Source organism: Phaeobacter sp. LSS9, assembly GCF_003443595.1.
Classification (GTDB): domain Bacteria; phylum Pseudomonadota; class Alphaproteobacteria; order Rhodobacterales; family Rhodobacteraceae; genus Phaeobacter; species Phaeobacter piscinae.
In genome coordinates, this window is record NZ_CP031956.1 from 1,794,899 (window position 1) to 1,810,702 (window position 15,804).

The window sequence follows — 15,804 nt, forward strand, 5'->3', positions numbered from 1 at the left end:
TGCAGCCGAGGCGACGACCCCGGCAGATCATCAATACCAATCAAGCCAGCTTGACCCAAGCTCGCACCAAGAAGGAGCAACCCCGGCGTGTCCCTCACTCGTGAAACTGTCCTAGAGGCGCTCAAGACCATCAAAGACCCGGTGTCCGGCAGCGATATCGTCGCCGCAGGCATCGTCCGCGCGCTTAATATTGAAGAGGACGCCGTCCGCTTTGTTCTGGAGATCGACCCGGCGAAATCCGACGTCTACGCGCCTGTGCGCGATGAGGCCGACGCTAGGGTGACAGCGTTGCCCGGCGCGGGCAAGGTCTCTGCCATGCTGACCGCCCATTCCACCAAGGCGCCGCCGGATCTGAAGCCGAACAAACCGGCGCAGCCTCAAGGTCCGCAGAAGATCCCCGGCGTTGACCGGATCATCGCTGTTGCTTCGGGCAAAGGCGGTGTTGGCAAATCGACGGTTTCGGCGAATATCGCCTGCGCGCTGGCCGCGCAGGGCCGCCGTGTTGGCCTGCTGGATGCCGATGTCTATGGCCCCTCGCAGCCACGGATGCTGGGTGTCTCTGGCCGCCCGGCCAGCCCCGATGGCAAGACCATCCTGCCAATGCGCAACCATGGCGTCACCATGATGTCGATCGGCCTGATGACCAACGAAGATCAGGCGGTTGTCTGGCGTGGTCCGATGCTGATGGGCGCTTTGCAGCAGATGATGATGCAGGTGCAATGGGGCGCGCTGGATGTGCTGATCGTTGACCTGCCACCGGGCACAGGCGACGTGCAGATGACACTGGCGCAAAAGGCCCATGTGGACGGCGCCATCGTGGTGTCTACCCCGCAGGACGTCGCCCTGATCGATGCGCGCAAAGGCATCGACATGTTCCAGAAACTGAATGTGCCAATCCTCGGTATGGTGGAAAATATGTCCACGCATATCTGCTCCAACTGCGGGCATGAGGAACATGTCTTCGGCCATGGTGGCGTCGCAGCTGAGGCTAATAAGCTGAATGTGCCGCTGCTGGCAGAAATCCCGCTGCATCTGGACGTACGGGTGGCCGCTGACGGCGGTGCGCCGATTGCGGTCAGCAAACCCGACAGCGCGCAGGCCAAGGCGTTCCACGATCTGGCCGCCGATCTCGTCGCCAAGGGTCAGGCCTGATCCGGTGGCGGACATGAGCGAACTCAGCTTCCCGCCTCTGATGGCGGGGCTGGCCCTCAACGGGGCCGAGGATCCCTTTGCCCTGGCCTGTCAGAAGGCGGTGCTGGGCTGTGATGCGGGCCTAGTGGTGCATAATCTTGCGCATGATCGCTTGCAGGCAGCTCTTGTGTTTGCGCCGGAGGTGGCGTTGCAGCAAGCGATGACCATGCTGCCGGTCTGCGCTATCGCGCTGCAAAACGCACTGGGCGCGCTGGCCCCGCCAGAGGTGGCGGTGCACCTGCAATGGGATGGCGGGCTGCGCATCAATGGCGGGCGCTGCGGCCGCCTGCGTGCCGCCGCCAGCACCACCACACCGTCAGAGGTGCCAGACTGGCTGGTCATTGGCCTCGACCTGCCACTCTGGCCGCCGAGCGATGGCGAAACCGGCGACCGCCCTGAAGATACCGCGCTTTATGCTGAGGGCTGCGCCGATGTGGATGCCGGTCAATTGCTGGAAAGCTGGGCGCGCCACGCGCTGCACTGGATCAATCGCTGGGAAGACGAAGGCACCGAACCGGTTCACAGCACCTGGCGCGGGTTGGCGCAGGACATCGGCGAGACCATAACCCACGCAGGCCGGACCGGTACATTTCTCGGGGTGGATGAGGACTTCGGCCTGCTTTTGCGGGACAAGACCACCACCCATCTGATCCCGCTCACCACCCTACTGGAGACCCCATGATGCAGCTTGCCCGCGCCATTCACTTCGACGAAAGCGATCAGAACGTCTTTGCCAGCCCCGCCCGCACCGGGGAGTGGTGCATTTCCGGCGGGTTTGAGTTTTCGAACTGGGAAGAGGCGGATCTGATCGGCAAACAGCGCCAGGCCTTCGCCAATGGCTGGATGGGGTTGGAAACCGGCGGGCGCGCCACCTTTGTCGCCGTGACCAAGATCGAAGCGGGTGAATTGGCCACCCTCACCGATTTGCTGGCACAACATTTTGTCAGCTACTATGGCGCCCCGAATGCCGATACCGCCCGCCCCGTGGCGGAGGAAGAGCTGGCCCATATGGCCGACCTCTGCGCCGATCACGCGCCCAACACCCTGCTGACCGTCATGCGCGAGCTGACAGATGCCGGCGTCAAGGAAAGCTATCGCGCGATTGAGGCACAGGACGCCGGGCTGGAGCAATTCGCCATCCATGTTACGGACGACTGAACGCCTACGACCCACAAAAAAAACGCCGCGCAGACCCCGCGCGGCGTTTTCCGTTTCATGCCCCAATGGGCACCGCATCACTGCTCCGCATTGAACACAAACAATGCTTCGCCATTGATCTGATAGCTGTTGATCAGATCTTTTGCCTTGTCCGACACCAGCCAATTCTCCAGCTCGGCCACCAGTTCCGTTTTCACATGCGGGTGCTTTTCCGGGTTCACCGGCAGATAGGCGTATTGATTGAACAGCACGGGATCGCCGGAATAAAGCAGCGCCAGATCGCCCTTGTTGGCAAAGTTGAGCCAGCTTGCCCGGTCGGACATGATGTAGCCCCCCATGCCAGAGGCTGTATTCAGCGCCGCCCCCATGCCTGCGCCAACAGCGTTGTACCAGTCGCCAAATCCGTCAGGTGACAGATCCGCCGCGGCCCAGAGGCTCAGCTCCTTCTTATGGGTTCCGCTGTCATCACCACGGCTGACGAAGGCCGCTTCAGCGGCTGCAACCTTCTGCAATGCCGCCTTCGCGGATCCCGCGCCCGCAATGGTCGCAGGGTCGGCCTTGGGCCCGATGAAGACAAAATCATTATACATGATCTCCCGGCGATGGGTGCCATTGCCCCCGGCCAGAAATGCCTCTTCCGCCTTTTTGGAGTGGACCAGAATGGCATCCACATCACCCGCTTCACCAAGGCGGATCGCCTGACCGGTGCCCACCACCAGCAGCTGCACCTCCAATCCCAGATCGGCCTTGATCTCAGGCAGCAGCACCTCTGCCAGACCGGAGTTGTGGAAGGATGTGGTCACCGCCAGCTTCATCTCCTCCGCCAGCGCAGCCGTTCCCATCGCCAGCGCGGCCAAAGCCCCCAGCATAATCCGTTTCATTCGACAATATCTCCTCTTAGAAATGCGCGTCCCTGTTCGGTGTGCGGGCGGGCAAAAAACGCCTCCGCCGCTGAAAACTCGGCAATCTGGCCATGCAGCACAAACAGCACCTCGTCCGCCAGACGCTGGGCCTGTCCCATATTGTGGGTCGACATGATCAACCGCGTACCGGCCGCGGCTGCCTCGCTCAGGATTTCTTCAATCTCGCGGGTGGCCCGCCCATCGAGCGAGGCACAGGGTTCATCCAGAAACAACAGCTGCGGCTTGCGAATAAGCGCGCGGGCCAGTGCCAGTTTCTGTCGCTCCCCGCCGGACAACAAAACCGCAGGCCGCTGCAACGCATCCCCGCCCAATCCGATCCGCTCAGCCCAGACCTCAGCCTCCGCCAGCGCGACCTTGCGCGACACGCGGTTCAGCCGCAGCGGATAGGCGATATTCTCCACCACCGAGCGGCGCATCATGACTGGCGTCTGAAAGACAAAGGCCTGACGCCGCTGCGCCTCCGCCATGGGACAGCCCCAGCTGATCCGCCCCTGCCCCAGCCGCAGAATACCATGGAGCATCTTCAAAAGGGACGTTTTGCCTGATCCATTTGGTCCGATCACAATGGTCGTCCCCTGCCCGTCCAGCCGCAAATCCACCGGCCCGATCAGCGTCTTACCACGCCGGCGCACCTGCGCCCCGTTGACCACCAGCGGGAAGAGAGTGTTCGCCTCGCTCACCAACGCCCCTCACTTTCGGTCTTGCCCAGCCAGTGAATGGTCAGGTTCACCGCAACGGCCAGCGCGATCAGCACAAAGCCAAGCCCCAGCGCCATGGCGAAATCCCCCTTGCCGGTTTCCAGCGCAATCGCCGTCGTCAACACCCGCGTAGCGTGGTCGATATTGCCGCCCACAATCATGATCGCGCCGACCTCGCCAATTGCGCGGCCAAACCCGGCCAGCGCCGCCGTCAGCAAGGCCCGCCGCCCATCCCAGAGCAGCGTGCAGATCCGTTGGAATTGACTGGCGTTCAGGGAAATCAGCAGGTCGTGGTAATCGCTCCACAGATCCCGCAGCGACTGATGCGCGATGGAGGCCACGAGCGGCACAATAATAATCACCTGCGCGATGATCATCGCGGTCGGGGTGAACAGCAGCCCAAGCACCCCGAACGGCCCAGCCCGCGACAGCATCACATAGACCACAAGCCCGACCACAACAGGCGGCAGCCCCATCAGCGCATTGAGCACCGCAATGGTGATCCGGCGCAGGCGAAACCGGCGCACCGCCAACAAGGCCGCCAACGGCAGCGCAATCAACGCAGCCACCAGCAACGCGGTCAAAGTGACCCGAAGCGAGCGCAGCGTAATCTCCACCAGATCGCTATCCAGCGTGACCACCAGCCAAAAGGCCTGGACCAATCCTTCCCAGAGATCAGACATGGAGGCGGGTTTTCTCCCTATGGGACCGGTCTTACCGCTTCCCTCTACTGCGTGTTGGTTCTGTGCAAACCACAATATCGGACCGCCCAATAGACAAAAACGTCACCCATCGCGCATTTTGGACAAATTGACCCCGCCCCGTTTGCGCTGACATTACCGGATGGTCAGAACGTCGTCACGACCTCTGGATCCAGTCGGTTGCCGATGTTGACGGATTGGCGCCGATTTGCAGCAGGAATTCCCGCTTTTCGGGCAATAAACCCCGTTCACTTGCTTGCGTGCTAAATGTGAACATGAAACAAGAATTCCCCAAAGTGCCATCTCCGGCGCAGCTTTGAGGAAATGCCATGTTCGATCTGCAAACCATGCGCGATCAGCTCGCCAACCACTATGACCTTGCGCCAAATCCGGCTCTGGCCGAAGAGATGTCCGGGATCTACGCCAATATGGACCGCGTGGTGAACCCGATCGACTGGGCCACCTACGCGCCTTATGTTGCGGCCATTCTGGCCCTCAAGAAAGAGCGAAACGCCGTCATTCTGGCGCATAACTACATGACGCCGGAAATCTACCATGGCGTTGCCGATGTGGTCGGCGACAGCCTCCAGCTCGCGATTGAAGCCGCCAAGGTCGAGGCAGATGTGATCGTGCAATGCGGCGTGCACTTCATGGCCGAAACCTCGAAAATCCTCAGCCCCGACAAAACCGTGCTGATCCCCGATATGGAGGCCGGCTGTTCGCTCGCGGAATCGATCACCGCCGAGGGCATCGCCCAGATGCGCGAGAAATACCCCGGCGCGCCGGTGGTCACCTATGTGAACACCACAGCCGAGGTCAAAGCCGCCTCCGATATCTGCTGCACCTCATCAAACGCCGCCCAGATTGTGGCCGCACAGGAGAGCGACACCGTGATCATGACGCCGGATCAATATCTGGCGCAGAATATCGCCCAACAGGTGCCGCAGAAAAATATCGTCTGGTGGGAGGGCTCCTGCATTGTGCATGAGCAATACACCGCCAAGGATCTGCGCGATTTCCGCGAATGGAACCCCGGCACCCGGCTGATCGCGCACCCTGAATGCCCGCCGGATGTGGTGAATGAGGCGGATTTCTCCGGCTCCACCAGCGGCATCATCAAATATGTGACCGACGAAAAGCCCGAAAAGGCGATGCTGATCACCGAATGTTCGATGGCTTCAAATATTGCCGATCAACTGCCCGAGGTGGATTTTGTCGGCCCCTGCAACATGTGCCCCTACATGAAGAAAATCACCCTGGAGAAAATCCTGTGGTCGCTGCACACCATGTCCGAACCGGTTGAGGTCAACGCCGAGGTGGCAGAACAGGCCCGCGTTGCGGTGCAGCGGATGATTGATCTCAGCCAGAAACTGGGGATCTGATCCTTGGACACCCCCGGCGCGAAGGTCACCTCTGAGGATCAGGTCCGCGAGGCCCCCCGTGACAAGACCCGCCCCCAACTGGATGTGCAGGCCCGGACCGAGGCCACCGCCGCCTGTGACACTGCTCGCGTGGTGATCGTCGGCGCCGGCATGGCCGCACTCTATGCCGCGCTTGAACTGGCGCCGCGCCCTGTGCTGATGATTTCGCCCGAAACCCTTGGTGAGGGCGCAAGTTCCGCCTGGGCACAGGGGGGAGTCGCCGCCGCGATGGATCAGGCCGACAGCCCCGCGGCCCATGCCAGCGATACTCTGCGCGCGGGTGCCGGAACCGTTGATGCCGAAGTCGCCGCCATGGTCACCAAGGTGGCGCAGGACCATATTCTGGACCTGACCGAGTTGGGCACGCCCTTTGACCGCACCGCCGATGGCGGCTTTGTCATGAGCCGTGAGGCCGCCCATTCCATGGCCCGTGTGGTGCGGGTGAAAGGTGATCAGGCTGGTCGCCAGATCATGGAAACGCTGATTGCAGCGGTGCGCGCCACGCCGTCCATTCAGGTCCATGAGGGCACCCAGGCCGTCCGGCTGAACGTCAGTGACAGCCGCGTCACCGGGGTCTGGGTCAGCGATGCGAGCGGCACCTCCGTACCGCTTTTGATCCGCGCGCCCGCCATCCTACTGGCCGGGGGCGGCTCTGGCGGGCTGTTTGCACATACCACCAATCCGCCCCGTATTCGCGGCCAGGTGATTGGCTTTGCCGCCCGCGCTGGCGCCTGCATTGCCGATCCTGAGTTCGTGCAGTTCCACCCTACCGCCTTTGACATTGGCGAGGATCCGGCGCCGCTGGCGACCGAAGCGCTGCGTGGGGACGGCGCAACCCTCATCAATGCTGAGGGCGCCCGTTTCATGCTGGCCGCGCATCCGGATGCCGAATTGGCACCGCGCGATATCGTCGCCCGCGCGATCTTTGCCGAAACGCAGGCAGGCCGCCGCCCGATGCTCGACACGCGCGACGCCTTGGGCGCCGAGGTGCTGACCCGTTTTCCCACCGTCGCGGAAACCTGCGCCCGTGCCGGTATCGACCCCGTTGCGACCCCAATTCCGGTCGCAGTGGCCGCGCATTACCACATGGGCGGCATCGACACCGACATGCAGGGCCGCGCCAGTCTCGCCCATCTCTGGGTCTGTGGCGAAGCCTCTTCAACCGGACTGCACGGCGCCAATCGCCTCGCCTCCAACGGTCTTTTGGAGGCGCTGGTCTACGCCCGTACCGCGGCACAGGATATCGCCGAAACCCTGGGACCGCTGCCCGATCACGGGCGCCAGTCACCGACCCTGTCGCTGACCTTTGCCCCCGCCACCACGCCTGCCGCCCCCGCCAGCGCAATTGCCCGCCTGCGCGAGACGATGACCGCCCATGTTGGCGTGCGCCGGGACGAAGCCGGGCTGAAAACCGCGCTTGCAACCATCGAACAGCTGCTGACAGAGCACGGCGATGACGAGAGCTTTGCCAATATGTGTGCCACCGCCACGCTGATCGCCGCCGCCGCATTGGCCCGTCGCGAAAGCCGGGGCGGGCATTTCCGCGATGACTATCCCGACGCCGACCCAGCACAGGCCCATCGCACCCACATCACGCTCACCGAGGCCCGCACCATCCGCGCCGCCGCCGTAGAGGATCTGACATGACCCCGTCCTTTGCCACCCTGCCCGACCTGATCCTGGAGCCTCTGATCCGCGCAGCCCTGCTGGAAGATCTTGGGCAAAGCGGTGATGTCACCACCCGCGCCGTGATCCCGGCAGAGACCACCTACGAGGCGCGGCTCAATGCGCGCGACACCGGCGTGGTGTCCGGCATGCAGATTGCCCGCATCGCCTTTCACCTCGTCGACCCGACGCTCAAGATCGACACACTGGTGCAGGACGGCCAACCCTGCGCCCCCGGACAGACGTTGATGACCATCGCAGGCTCTGCCGCGTCGATCCTGTCCGGTGAACGTGTGGCCCTGAACTTTGCCGGGCGCCTGTCCGGCGTCGCCAGTCTGACCGCCTCATTCGTGGGCGAAACCAGGGGCACCGCGACCCGGATCACCTGCACCCGCAAGACCACCCCCGGTCTGCGCATGGTGGAGAAACAGGCGGTGCTGCATGGCGGCGGCTACAATCACCGCTACGGGCTGTCTGACGCGATCCTGATCAAAGACAATCACATCGCCGCCGCCGGTGGCGTGGCCGCCGTCCTGCACGCAGCCAGAGCCAATGTCAGCCATATGATGAAGATCGAAATCGAAGTCGATACGCTCTCTCAGCTGGAAGAAGTGCTGGAGACGGGTGGCGCCGATGTGGTGCTTCTGGACAATATGGACACCGACACGCTGGCGCAGGCTGTGGCAATGGCGAAGGGCCATCTGGTGACCGAAGCCTCCGGGAATATGCGCCGCGACCGTATTGCTGAGGTCTCGGCTACGGGCGTCGACTATATCTCCTCCGGTGCGCTTACCCATTCAGCGCAGACGCTGGATCTTGGCCTCGATTTCTGAGCCTACCCAACGGATCTGACAGGCAAACGGGGGCGCTGAGGCCCCCGTTTTCGTTTCATCTGATATATCAGCTCACCCGCCATCGGGGATGTTGTGTGCCGCCTCGCGGATTGGGGTGGATGACAGCATGATCACGCTGCCCACGTCCAGATTGCGCACCTCATATTGTGCACCGCTGGCCCCCGCCTGCACATCTTCCGGCAGATGGGCACAGACATCTGGCGTCATCTCACAGATCACCACATCACGCCCCGTCAATTGCGTCAGGCGGAACGCCACCGACAGGTCATGCTGCAGGCCTGATTTCTCTCCGGATGGCAGTGACAGATATGTACCGCTGACATAGATCGGGCCATCCGCTGGCGTGATCTGCGCCACCATCTCGCGGCTGTCTGCCTGCCAGGCAGTAATATCGCGATGTTGCAACATGTTGAACGCCAGATAGATCAGCGCAACAAAGGCCAGAAGGTTGCGCCCGATGCGGTCCCAGCCCGCGCCCCGCGCCGCCAGCTCCTGCGACAGCAGACCCAATAGCACCGCATAATAAAGCCAGACAAACCCAGACACACGCGGCGGCAGGGTGATACCGGTCTTGACCGTCTGTACAAAGATCAGCCCCATCCCAAGGCAGATGCCCGCAAGCGGATAGATCACGCGCCAGGGATCGGAGTGTCCGACGGCCCATATAGCCCAGCCAAACAGCGCCAGCTGAAACACAGTCAAAGGCAGGAAGTGGAATGACATCAGCGATGCAGAGCTGGTCAGAAAACTCCCGATCAGGCCAGTGTTCTCCACTACAGACGCCAGATCATGGGCCGGGTTCGGCATCCGCCATTCGGCCATCGGAATGCCAAAAATACCGTGAAACAGATAGTTCAGCGTATAGATTGACGCCATCGCCAGTGCAAAACACAGGATGAACAGCCCCAGCAACGCCGCCAGATCCTTGGCCGAGCGCTGCGTATCCGCGCGAGTCAGACAGAGGGCCAGCAGGAAAAACGGGTAGGTGGTATAGGCCGTCAGCGCCAGCGGTACAAATGGCACCAGCAGCCAGCGACAGGTCCGGTCCGACAGCTGTGTGGTTGCCAGGGCATAGATGGCAAGGATCGCCATACCGGGGATCAGGGTATTGAACCACAGTGAAATCAGCAGCGCCGGCGCAGACAGGCCCGCAATCAGTGCCACCGCCCCCTTGCGCCACAGCGCCGCCCCGGCGCCCAGAGCATTATGCGCGAGGCACCCCAACACCACAGCCCAAAGCGTATTGTAAATCAGGTAGTTGACCCAGCTTGGCAGCAGAGTTTCGCGCAGGTGCCACAAGTAGTTGACCCAGCGCCCTTCCATCAGGGTTTTAACGTAGTAGGTTTCCGCATCGCCAAACAAGGCCGGGTAGTCGTCGTGACGGATCAGCGGGTCCGGCAGTTGAAACACCGCCGCAATCAGCAACCCGACAAAGGCCACCGCGATCGTCGCCGCCAAGGGCCAGACGCCCTGTCGTGGCGCCACCACGGGGCCGTCCATCACCAGTGTCATCAGATCGTTCCTTTTGCTGAACCAGCACCCACCAGACCCGCAGCCCGCGCCTGTCGCGCAATGATCGCCGCGCGCGCCTGGGCGATCTTGGTCACCATCGCCTCGGGCATCACAGAGACAACACTGCGGCGCAACCGCCAGCCGATACTGCCTGCAGGCTGCACTTTCTGGCCTGCTGGGATTTCGGTTGCGAGGGCCTCCTCAGGCAGGCCCTCACGCCCCGCCTCATTCACATAAAGAACCGTGTTGTAACGATACCAGGGCTCTACCCCCTCCGCCTCTTTCAGGGCCGGGCGCACGCAGTCAAAGGCACGGTACCCCTGTGCGGCAAAAAGGTCCTGCCAAAACGACAGCGGCTGTTCATTGATATGAAACTCCCCGCCCTGCCCCGGTACGGCGGCTGAAAACAACACCCGATCCGCATGGCGGGTCAGCCCGTTGACCAATGTCGCTGACGCGGCCTTCGGCAGATGCTCCCCCACTTCCAGGCTTTGCGCCAGATCGAAACGGCGCCCTAGATCGACGTCCCCCGTCAGATCCGCCGCGTGGTAGCACGCCGCCGGGATCGCCAACCGATCACGGTCTACATAATCGCCATCTACACCGGCGACCTCCTCAACCCCTGCCTTGGCCCATTCACTGAGCCAGACGCCACGACCACTGCCCAGATCCAGCACACTGTCGGCGCCCAACCAAGGCTGTACAGCAGCGATCAACGCCTGCGCCGAGCTGCGTGCGCCAAGGTCGATATAGTCATAGAATTCATTGGAATAGACATGCGACATCGCGGGTGTCTCCTCTTTACGCGCCGTTTCCGGCATAGACCCAGATTTTGAAAAATAGGTAGTTCTGCACCGGCAGCCAGACGGCGGCGGTGCTGGCAGCCAGCCAGTCCGGCCAGGACAGCATCGGCCCGATTACACCGGTGAGCAGCCCGGAGGCGACAAATCCCAGCCCGATGGTACATCCGAACCGCAGCGCCTGATCCGGCTGGCCAAGCTTTTGGCGGAAGGTCCAGACGGTCTGGCCGACATATTGCACCAATACCGCCAGGGCAAAGGCCAGCGCATTGGCAACCCCCGCCACAAACCCAAGCTGCAGGAACCCCAGGAACAGCAAGACATAAATCGCCGCAACCGAGACACCCACAATGGCAAAGCGGATCAACTGGCCGAGGTCCTTCTGAACGACAGCGCGGATCATGACGCTTCTTTTTGGGCGGGAGCCTTGGGCGATGCTGTGGTCGAACGGCTGTCACCGGTGAAGTCAACGGCATGGGCCGACGGATGCCCGGTCTCCTGCGACAGGAAGTAAAGCGGCCGCTGCTTGCTCTCCATATAAAGCCGCCCGACATATTCGCCGAGGATCCCCAGCGTCAGCAGCTGGATGGCGGAGAAGAAGGAAATCGCCAAAAGGACCGAGGCCCAACCAGCAACCGTGTTGAACAGGATCAGCGAGCCAAAGACATAGATCGCCATCAGCACCGTCACCAGCAAGCTGACAAAGGCCAGCCGCGTGGCCATTTTCAGCGGTTTGGTGGAAAATCCGGTCAGAGCATCGGTGGCAAAGCGCAGCATCGCCTTAAAGGGATATTTTGTCTCGCCGGCAACACGTGCCTCGCGGACATATTCCAACCCGATCTGGTGGAATCCGGCCCAGGCGAACATGCCACGGATGAACCGCGCCCGCTCCGGCATCTTCAGCACCGCATCCAGCGAGCGACGGCTCACCAGACGGAAATCGCCGGTATCCTTGGGGATATCCACATCAGACAGCGTATTGAGAAAGCGGTAAAACAGATAGGCCGTCGCCTTCTTGAACAGGGTTTCGCCATGACGTTCGGCACGGCGGCCATAGACCACGTCATAGCCGCGATCCATCATCATCATCATGTCAGGCAGAATTTCCGGCGGATCCTGGAGATCAGCATCCAGCATTAAGATGCGCGCGCCTGTCGCGGCTTCCAAACCGGCGGTCAACGCTACCTGATGGCCGCGATTGGCCGACAGACGAATGCCCCGCACCACCGGATGCTGCTTATGCGCGGCCTCCATCGCGGCCCAAGTCTCATCGCTGGAGCCATCATCGACCAGAATGATCTCGGCCCGGTCCGCCCAGGGTTCGATTGCCTGCACCAATCGATCCACCAACAGGGGGATGGACTCTTCCTCATTATAGCAGGGTACAACAACGGATAGATGCACCTTCTCGCCCCAATTCTGTTTGTCGTCTGCTCCAAGCCGGGGGCCATCCGCCCGACAGTCCAGCGCGGTGAAAACATCTCAAGGGGGGTATTCTCACCCGAAATGGTTAACGCGCAGTTCTGTTTTTGGTCACAGAACATGGCCAAACCGTGGCGAACTGGGGGTCAATCCGGGGAAAAACAGCGATTTTTAACAGGATTTGATGCGAAATCACAAACAATCGCGCGGCAAGCTCTTGCTCCATTCCTTAACACAGACCTCGGTCTGCTCAGCACCTTCGGTGGCCACAACCCTGCGCCATAGGTGGAAATTTTCGCGGTCCCCGCGCATCAGATTGTCGGTGTCGACCTGCACCTGCCAGTCTCCGCGCGCGAATGTGAACCGCCATTGGCTGGAGAATGTCGCACTTGCCGGATCATCGGGATGGATTGCATAGCGCATGGACACATGGCTGCCGACCTCCATCCCATGCATCGGATCAATCGCCGCGCCATAGTCATCAAATGTTTCCAGCACCAGCGTCCCGTCGGCCTCCTGATAGGTATTGGAAGTGCCGGATGGCGCGCGGGTCGTCTCCGCCTCATAGGTCGGATACTCCCGCGCGGCGCTTGGCGCCTGCGCCGCGACCTCCTCCACAAGTGAACGTTCCGGCAGGATCAGCGCACAGCCGTCCAGATGCAGCGTCAGTGCCACAGGCTCTGGCGAAGGCCAGACAATCGGCCAGTAAGACGTCGACAGCGCCAGCCGCAGCTTGTGCCCGCTACGCAAGTGATGGGCACATTCATTGAGCGCAAACTCCACCTCATAGCGCTTGCCCGGCACCAACGCCTCCGCGCGCTCATGGCTGTCATCATGGCACAGGTTACGCCCGCGATAGGTGATGCGCTGGGACACACCATCCGGCGCCACATCACACAGCCGCGCCATCACCTGCGCCACAGGTTTGTCGACGGAAAACGCCAGCCGCACCCGCGCCCGCCCCAGCAGCTCCAGCGGGACATCCAGTGGTTGCGTCTCAAAACAGGTGGACCGCGCATCATCCCCCGCCTGATCGCCCGGCAGTTCGTTGTCAATCCGCATGCCAGCGCAGAAATAGCCACCGGCCGCACCAAGGGTTGCCGGATTGGACACAACAGCCTCCCCCTCCTCCGGGGTGGCCTGCAACGTGCCCTGCGGCCCAAGATGATGCGTCACCTCCTGCACATTTGGGGACGGCCAAGCGGCCTCAGCAACCCAGCGGCCCTGCCGGGGTTTGTTCTCCTTGGTCGGGTTGAAATGCTCCTGCATATAAGTGCGATAGTCGGGCAGAGCCTCTGCCCCGCTGTCTTCGCCCTTCAGCCAGCGATCAAACCAGCGCAGCACCTCACCGTGAAAATCATGCGCCTCTAGCTTGGAAATATGCGCATAACGGTGCTCCCAGGGACCGATCAGCGCCTTCGCCGGGGCCTGCATATTGGCTGCCAATGCAGGCGGTGCATTCACATAGGCATCCGCCCAGCCGGTGATCGCCAGCACCGGTGCCTGGATTGCAGACCAATCCTCGCAGACCGACCCGTGTTTCCAGAAATCATCCCGCTGCGCGTGGGACAGCCAATCCGCGGCCATAAACGGCAGCGTCTCGATCCGCTCCACCCAGGCCGCGCGCCAATCCGGGCGCAGCTCGGGATCCAGCGGGCGGGTCTGATAGGCAAACATCTGCGACGCCCAATTGGCATTATCGCTGAGCAGACAGCCCCCCATGAAATGGATATCATCGGCATAGCGATCCACGGTTGAGGCCACGCTGACCACCGCCTTCAGCGCTTCGGGCTGACGTGCGGCCAACTGCAAGCCGTTGAAGCCGCCCCAAGAAATCCCGGTCATGCCGATATTGCCGTCGCAATAGGCCTGCGCCGCAAGCCAGGCCAGCACCGCCTCGCCGTCGCTCAGCTCCTGTTCGGAATACTCATCATCAAAAAGCCCCTCGCTGTCGCCGGTGCCCGCGATATCCACCCGCAGACAGACATAGCCCTCAGCCGCAAAAACCGGATGTGTGGTGGCATCGCGCGGCGCGGTGCCATCGCGTTTGCGATAGGGCAGATATTCCAGGATCGCGGGATAACGCCCCTCTGCCGCAGGCCGCCACATCCGCGCCGCCAGACGACGCCCATCCGGCAACGGAATCCACAGATGCTCAACTCCGGTGATCTCCATCGCCATGGCGCGCCCTCTTCCTGTCTGGTTTTATATCAAGCTGTTGCCGCCACCAAATCGGCAGGCGACCCGATGTTCTAGTCTCCCTGCGACATATCCTGCGCCACCGGCAAGATCGGTGCCGATTTCTCCAAGGCCAGCTCCGCATCGGAAAACACCCAAGGGCCCCGCACACCGGGCACATCTTCCGGCGCGATCTGCATCTGGCGGTGCTTGATCTGCGGGTCGTCAAAGGCCTGCCCGACGGTATTGATTGGTCCCGCGGGTACGGTTGCGGCCTCCAGCGCCGCCAAAAGATCCGCCTGCCCCCATTGCGCCAGCGCCGCCGCCAGCATCGGCGACAGATCGCCCCGATTGGCCACCCGCAGCTGATTGGAGACAAATCGCGGATCATCCGCCAGCCCCGCCATATTCAGCACCGCACAGAGCCGCGCAAACTGACCATCATTCCCCACCGCAAGGATCACATGCCCATCGCGCACTGCCATCACCTGATAAGGCGCGATATTGGGATGCTCATTGCCCATCCGCGTCGGACTGGTGCCGGTGGCCAGATAGTTCATGTTCTGATTGGCCAGCACAGCCGTTGCACAGTCCAAGAGCGACATATCGATGTGCTGCCCGCGCCCGGTGGTATGACGCTGCTCCACCGCCGCCAGAATGCCGATGGTGCCGTAAAGACCGGTGACAATATCGGTGATCGCTACGCCCACCTTCTGCGGCTCCCCCTCCGGCGCGCCGGTGATCGACATCAGCCCGGACATGCCCTGCAACAGGAAATCATAGCCCGCCCGCGCCGCATAGGGGCCATCCTGGCCAAAGCCCGTGACCGAACAATAAATCAGGCGCGGATTGACCGCTTTCAAACTGTCATAGTCCAGCCCGTATTTCGCCAGCCCACCGACTTTGAAATTCTCGATCAGAATGTCGGCACCCCGGATCAGCTCCAGCACCGTCTGCTTGCCCTTTTCGGTGCGAAAATCTGCGGTGACGCAGGTCTTGCCCCGGTTCGCTGCATAGTAATAAGCCGCCGTCGTGTCCCCACCCCGCTCAATGAAGGGCGGGCCCCAGCGACGGGTATCATCGCCTTCAGGACTCTCGACCTTAATGACCTCCGCCCCCAGATCGGCAAGCGACTGGCCAATCCATGGCCCTGCGAGAATACGGGCCAGCTCGACCACCTTCAGACCTGCAAGCGGTGTCATGGGCTCTCCTGTCAGTGCGCCCGCAATCAGCGGGACATCCCCCTACCAAGGCACGGCAGAGTGTTCTGACAGAGACTTA

Annotated in this window: 15 protein-coding genes; 6 read left to right on the forward strand and 9 right to left on the reverse strand. The window is 61.9% G+C overall.

What is annotated here, in order from left to right:
- The first annotated feature begins 87 nt into the window (after positions 1–87).
- The 3 genes from apbC to D1820_RS08575 are packed head-to-tail and all read left to right on the forward strand — an operon-like array spanning position 88 to position 2,349.
- Positions 88–1,152, forward strand: coding sequence for an iron-sulfur cluster carrier protein ApbC (gene apbC / locus D1820_RS08565; RefSeq protein ID WP_118068562.1), 1,065 nt, complete (start codon positions 88–90; stop codon positions 1,150–1,152).
- Positions 1,153–1,165: 13 nt separating this feature from the next.
- Positions 1,166–1,873, forward strand: a complete 708-nt coding sequence (locus D1820_RS08570) for a DUF4444 domain-containing protein (RefSeq protein WP_118068563.1) — start codon at positions 1,166–1,168, stop codon at positions 1,871–1,873.
- Entirely contained in the window at positions 1,873–2,349 is a 477-nt protein-coding gene (locus D1820_RS08575) for a DUF6505 family protein (protein ID WP_118068565.1), read from the forward strand. The genes D1820_RS08570 and D1820_RS08575 overlap by 1 nt, the downstream gene beginning before the upstream one ends.
- 77 nt (positions 2,350–2,426) lie before the next feature.
- On the opposite strand, the gene D1820_RS08580 is transcribed toward D1820_RS08575, so the two are convergent.
- Genes D1820_RS08580 through D1820_RS08590 form a run of 3 tightly spaced genes read right to left on the reverse strand, consistent with a single transcriptional unit; the run spans position 2,427 to position 4,653 of the window.
- Positions 2,427–3,230 carry a substrate-binding domain-containing protein gene (locus D1820_RS08580; protein WP_118068566.1) on the reverse strand — a complete coding sequence of 268 codons (804 nt, stop codon included), beginning with the start codon at positions 3,228–3,230 and terminating at the stop codon, positions 2,427–2,429.
- Entirely contained in the window at positions 3,227–3,952 is a 726-nt protein-coding gene (locus D1820_RS08585) for an ATP-binding cassette domain-containing protein (RefSeq protein WP_040175494.1), read from the reverse strand. Before D1820_RS08585 ends, D1820_RS08580 begins: the two co-directional genes overlap by 4 nt.
- Positions 3,949–4,653, reverse strand: a complete 705-nt coding sequence (locus D1820_RS08590; RefSeq protein ID WP_040175495.1) for an ABC transporter permease — start codon at positions 4,651–4,653, stop codon at positions 3,949–3,951. The genes D1820_RS08585 and D1820_RS08590 overlap by 4 nt, the downstream gene beginning before the upstream one ends.
- A 347-nt stretch (positions 4,654–5,000) precedes the next feature.
- Here D1820_RS08590 and nadA point away from each other — a divergent pair, with 347 nt between their 5' ends.
- Genes nadA through nadC form a run of 3 tightly spaced genes read left to right on the forward strand, consistent with a single transcriptional unit; the run spans position 5,001 to position 8,590 of the window.
- Positions 5,001–6,053 carry a quinolinate synthase NadA gene (gene nadA / locus D1820_RS08595; protein ID WP_040179574.1) on the forward strand — a complete coding sequence of 351 codons (1,053 nt, stop codon included), beginning with the start codon at positions 5,001–5,003 and terminating at the stop codon, positions 6,051–6,053.
- Between the two features lie 3 nt (positions 6,054–6,056).
- Positions 6,057–7,739 (forward strand): L-aspartate oxidase, encoded by a 1,683-nt coding sequence (locus D1820_RS08600; RefSeq protein ID WP_118068568.1) that lies wholly within the window; start codon positions 6,057–6,059, stop codon positions 7,737–7,739.
- Complete coding sequence (gene nadC, locus D1820_RS08605) at positions 7,736–8,590, forward strand: carboxylating nicotinate-nucleotide diphosphorylase (RefSeq protein ID WP_118068569.1); 855 nt, start codon at positions 7,736–7,738, stop codon at positions 8,588–8,590. The genes D1820_RS08600 and nadC overlap by 4 nt, the downstream gene beginning before the upstream one ends.
- Before the next feature lie 72 nt (positions 8,591–8,662).
- On the opposite strand, the gene D1820_RS08610 is transcribed toward nadC, so the two are convergent.
- From D1820_RS08610 to D1820_RS08635, 6 genes are all read right to left on the reverse strand, one after another.
- Complete coding sequence (locus D1820_RS08610; RefSeq protein ID WP_118068571.1) at positions 8,663–10,123, reverse strand: hypothetical protein; 1,461 nt, start codon at positions 10,121–10,123, stop codon at positions 8,663–8,665.
- Positions 10,123–10,908 (reverse strand): methyltransferase domain-containing protein, encoded by a 786-nt coding sequence (locus D1820_RS08615; RefSeq protein ID WP_118070114.1) that lies wholly within the window; start codon positions 10,906–10,908, stop codon positions 10,123–10,125. Before D1820_RS08615 ends, D1820_RS08610 begins: the two co-directional genes overlap by 1 nt.
- Before the next feature lie 16 nt (positions 10,909–10,924).
- The gene (locus tag D1820_RS08620) at positions 10,925–11,326 is read right to left on the reverse strand and encodes a GtrA family protein (protein WP_118068572.1); all 402 of its coding nucleotides are present in this window, start codon (positions 11,324–11,326) and stop codon (positions 10,925–10,927) included.
- A complete protein-coding gene (locus D1820_RS08625; RefSeq protein ID WP_118068574.1) occupies positions 11,323–12,327 on the reverse strand; it encodes a glycosyltransferase family 2 protein in 1,005 nt (334 codons plus the stop codon). Before D1820_RS08625 ends, D1820_RS08620 begins: the two co-directional genes overlap by 4 nt.
- 210 nt (positions 12,328–12,537) lie before the next feature.
- Entirely contained in the window at positions 12,538–14,526 is a 1,989-nt protein-coding gene (locus D1820_RS08630; protein WP_118068575.1) for a CocE/NonD family hydrolase, read from the reverse strand.
- A 71-nt stretch (positions 14,527–14,597) separates the two neighbouring features.
- Positions 14,598–15,725 carry a CaiB/BaiF CoA-transferase family protein gene (locus tag D1820_RS08635; protein ID WP_118068577.1) on the reverse strand — a complete coding sequence of 376 codons (1,128 nt, stop codon included), beginning with the start codon at positions 15,723–15,725 and terminating at the stop codon, positions 14,598–14,600.
- Between the last annotated feature and the right edge of the window lie 79 nt (positions 15,726–15,804).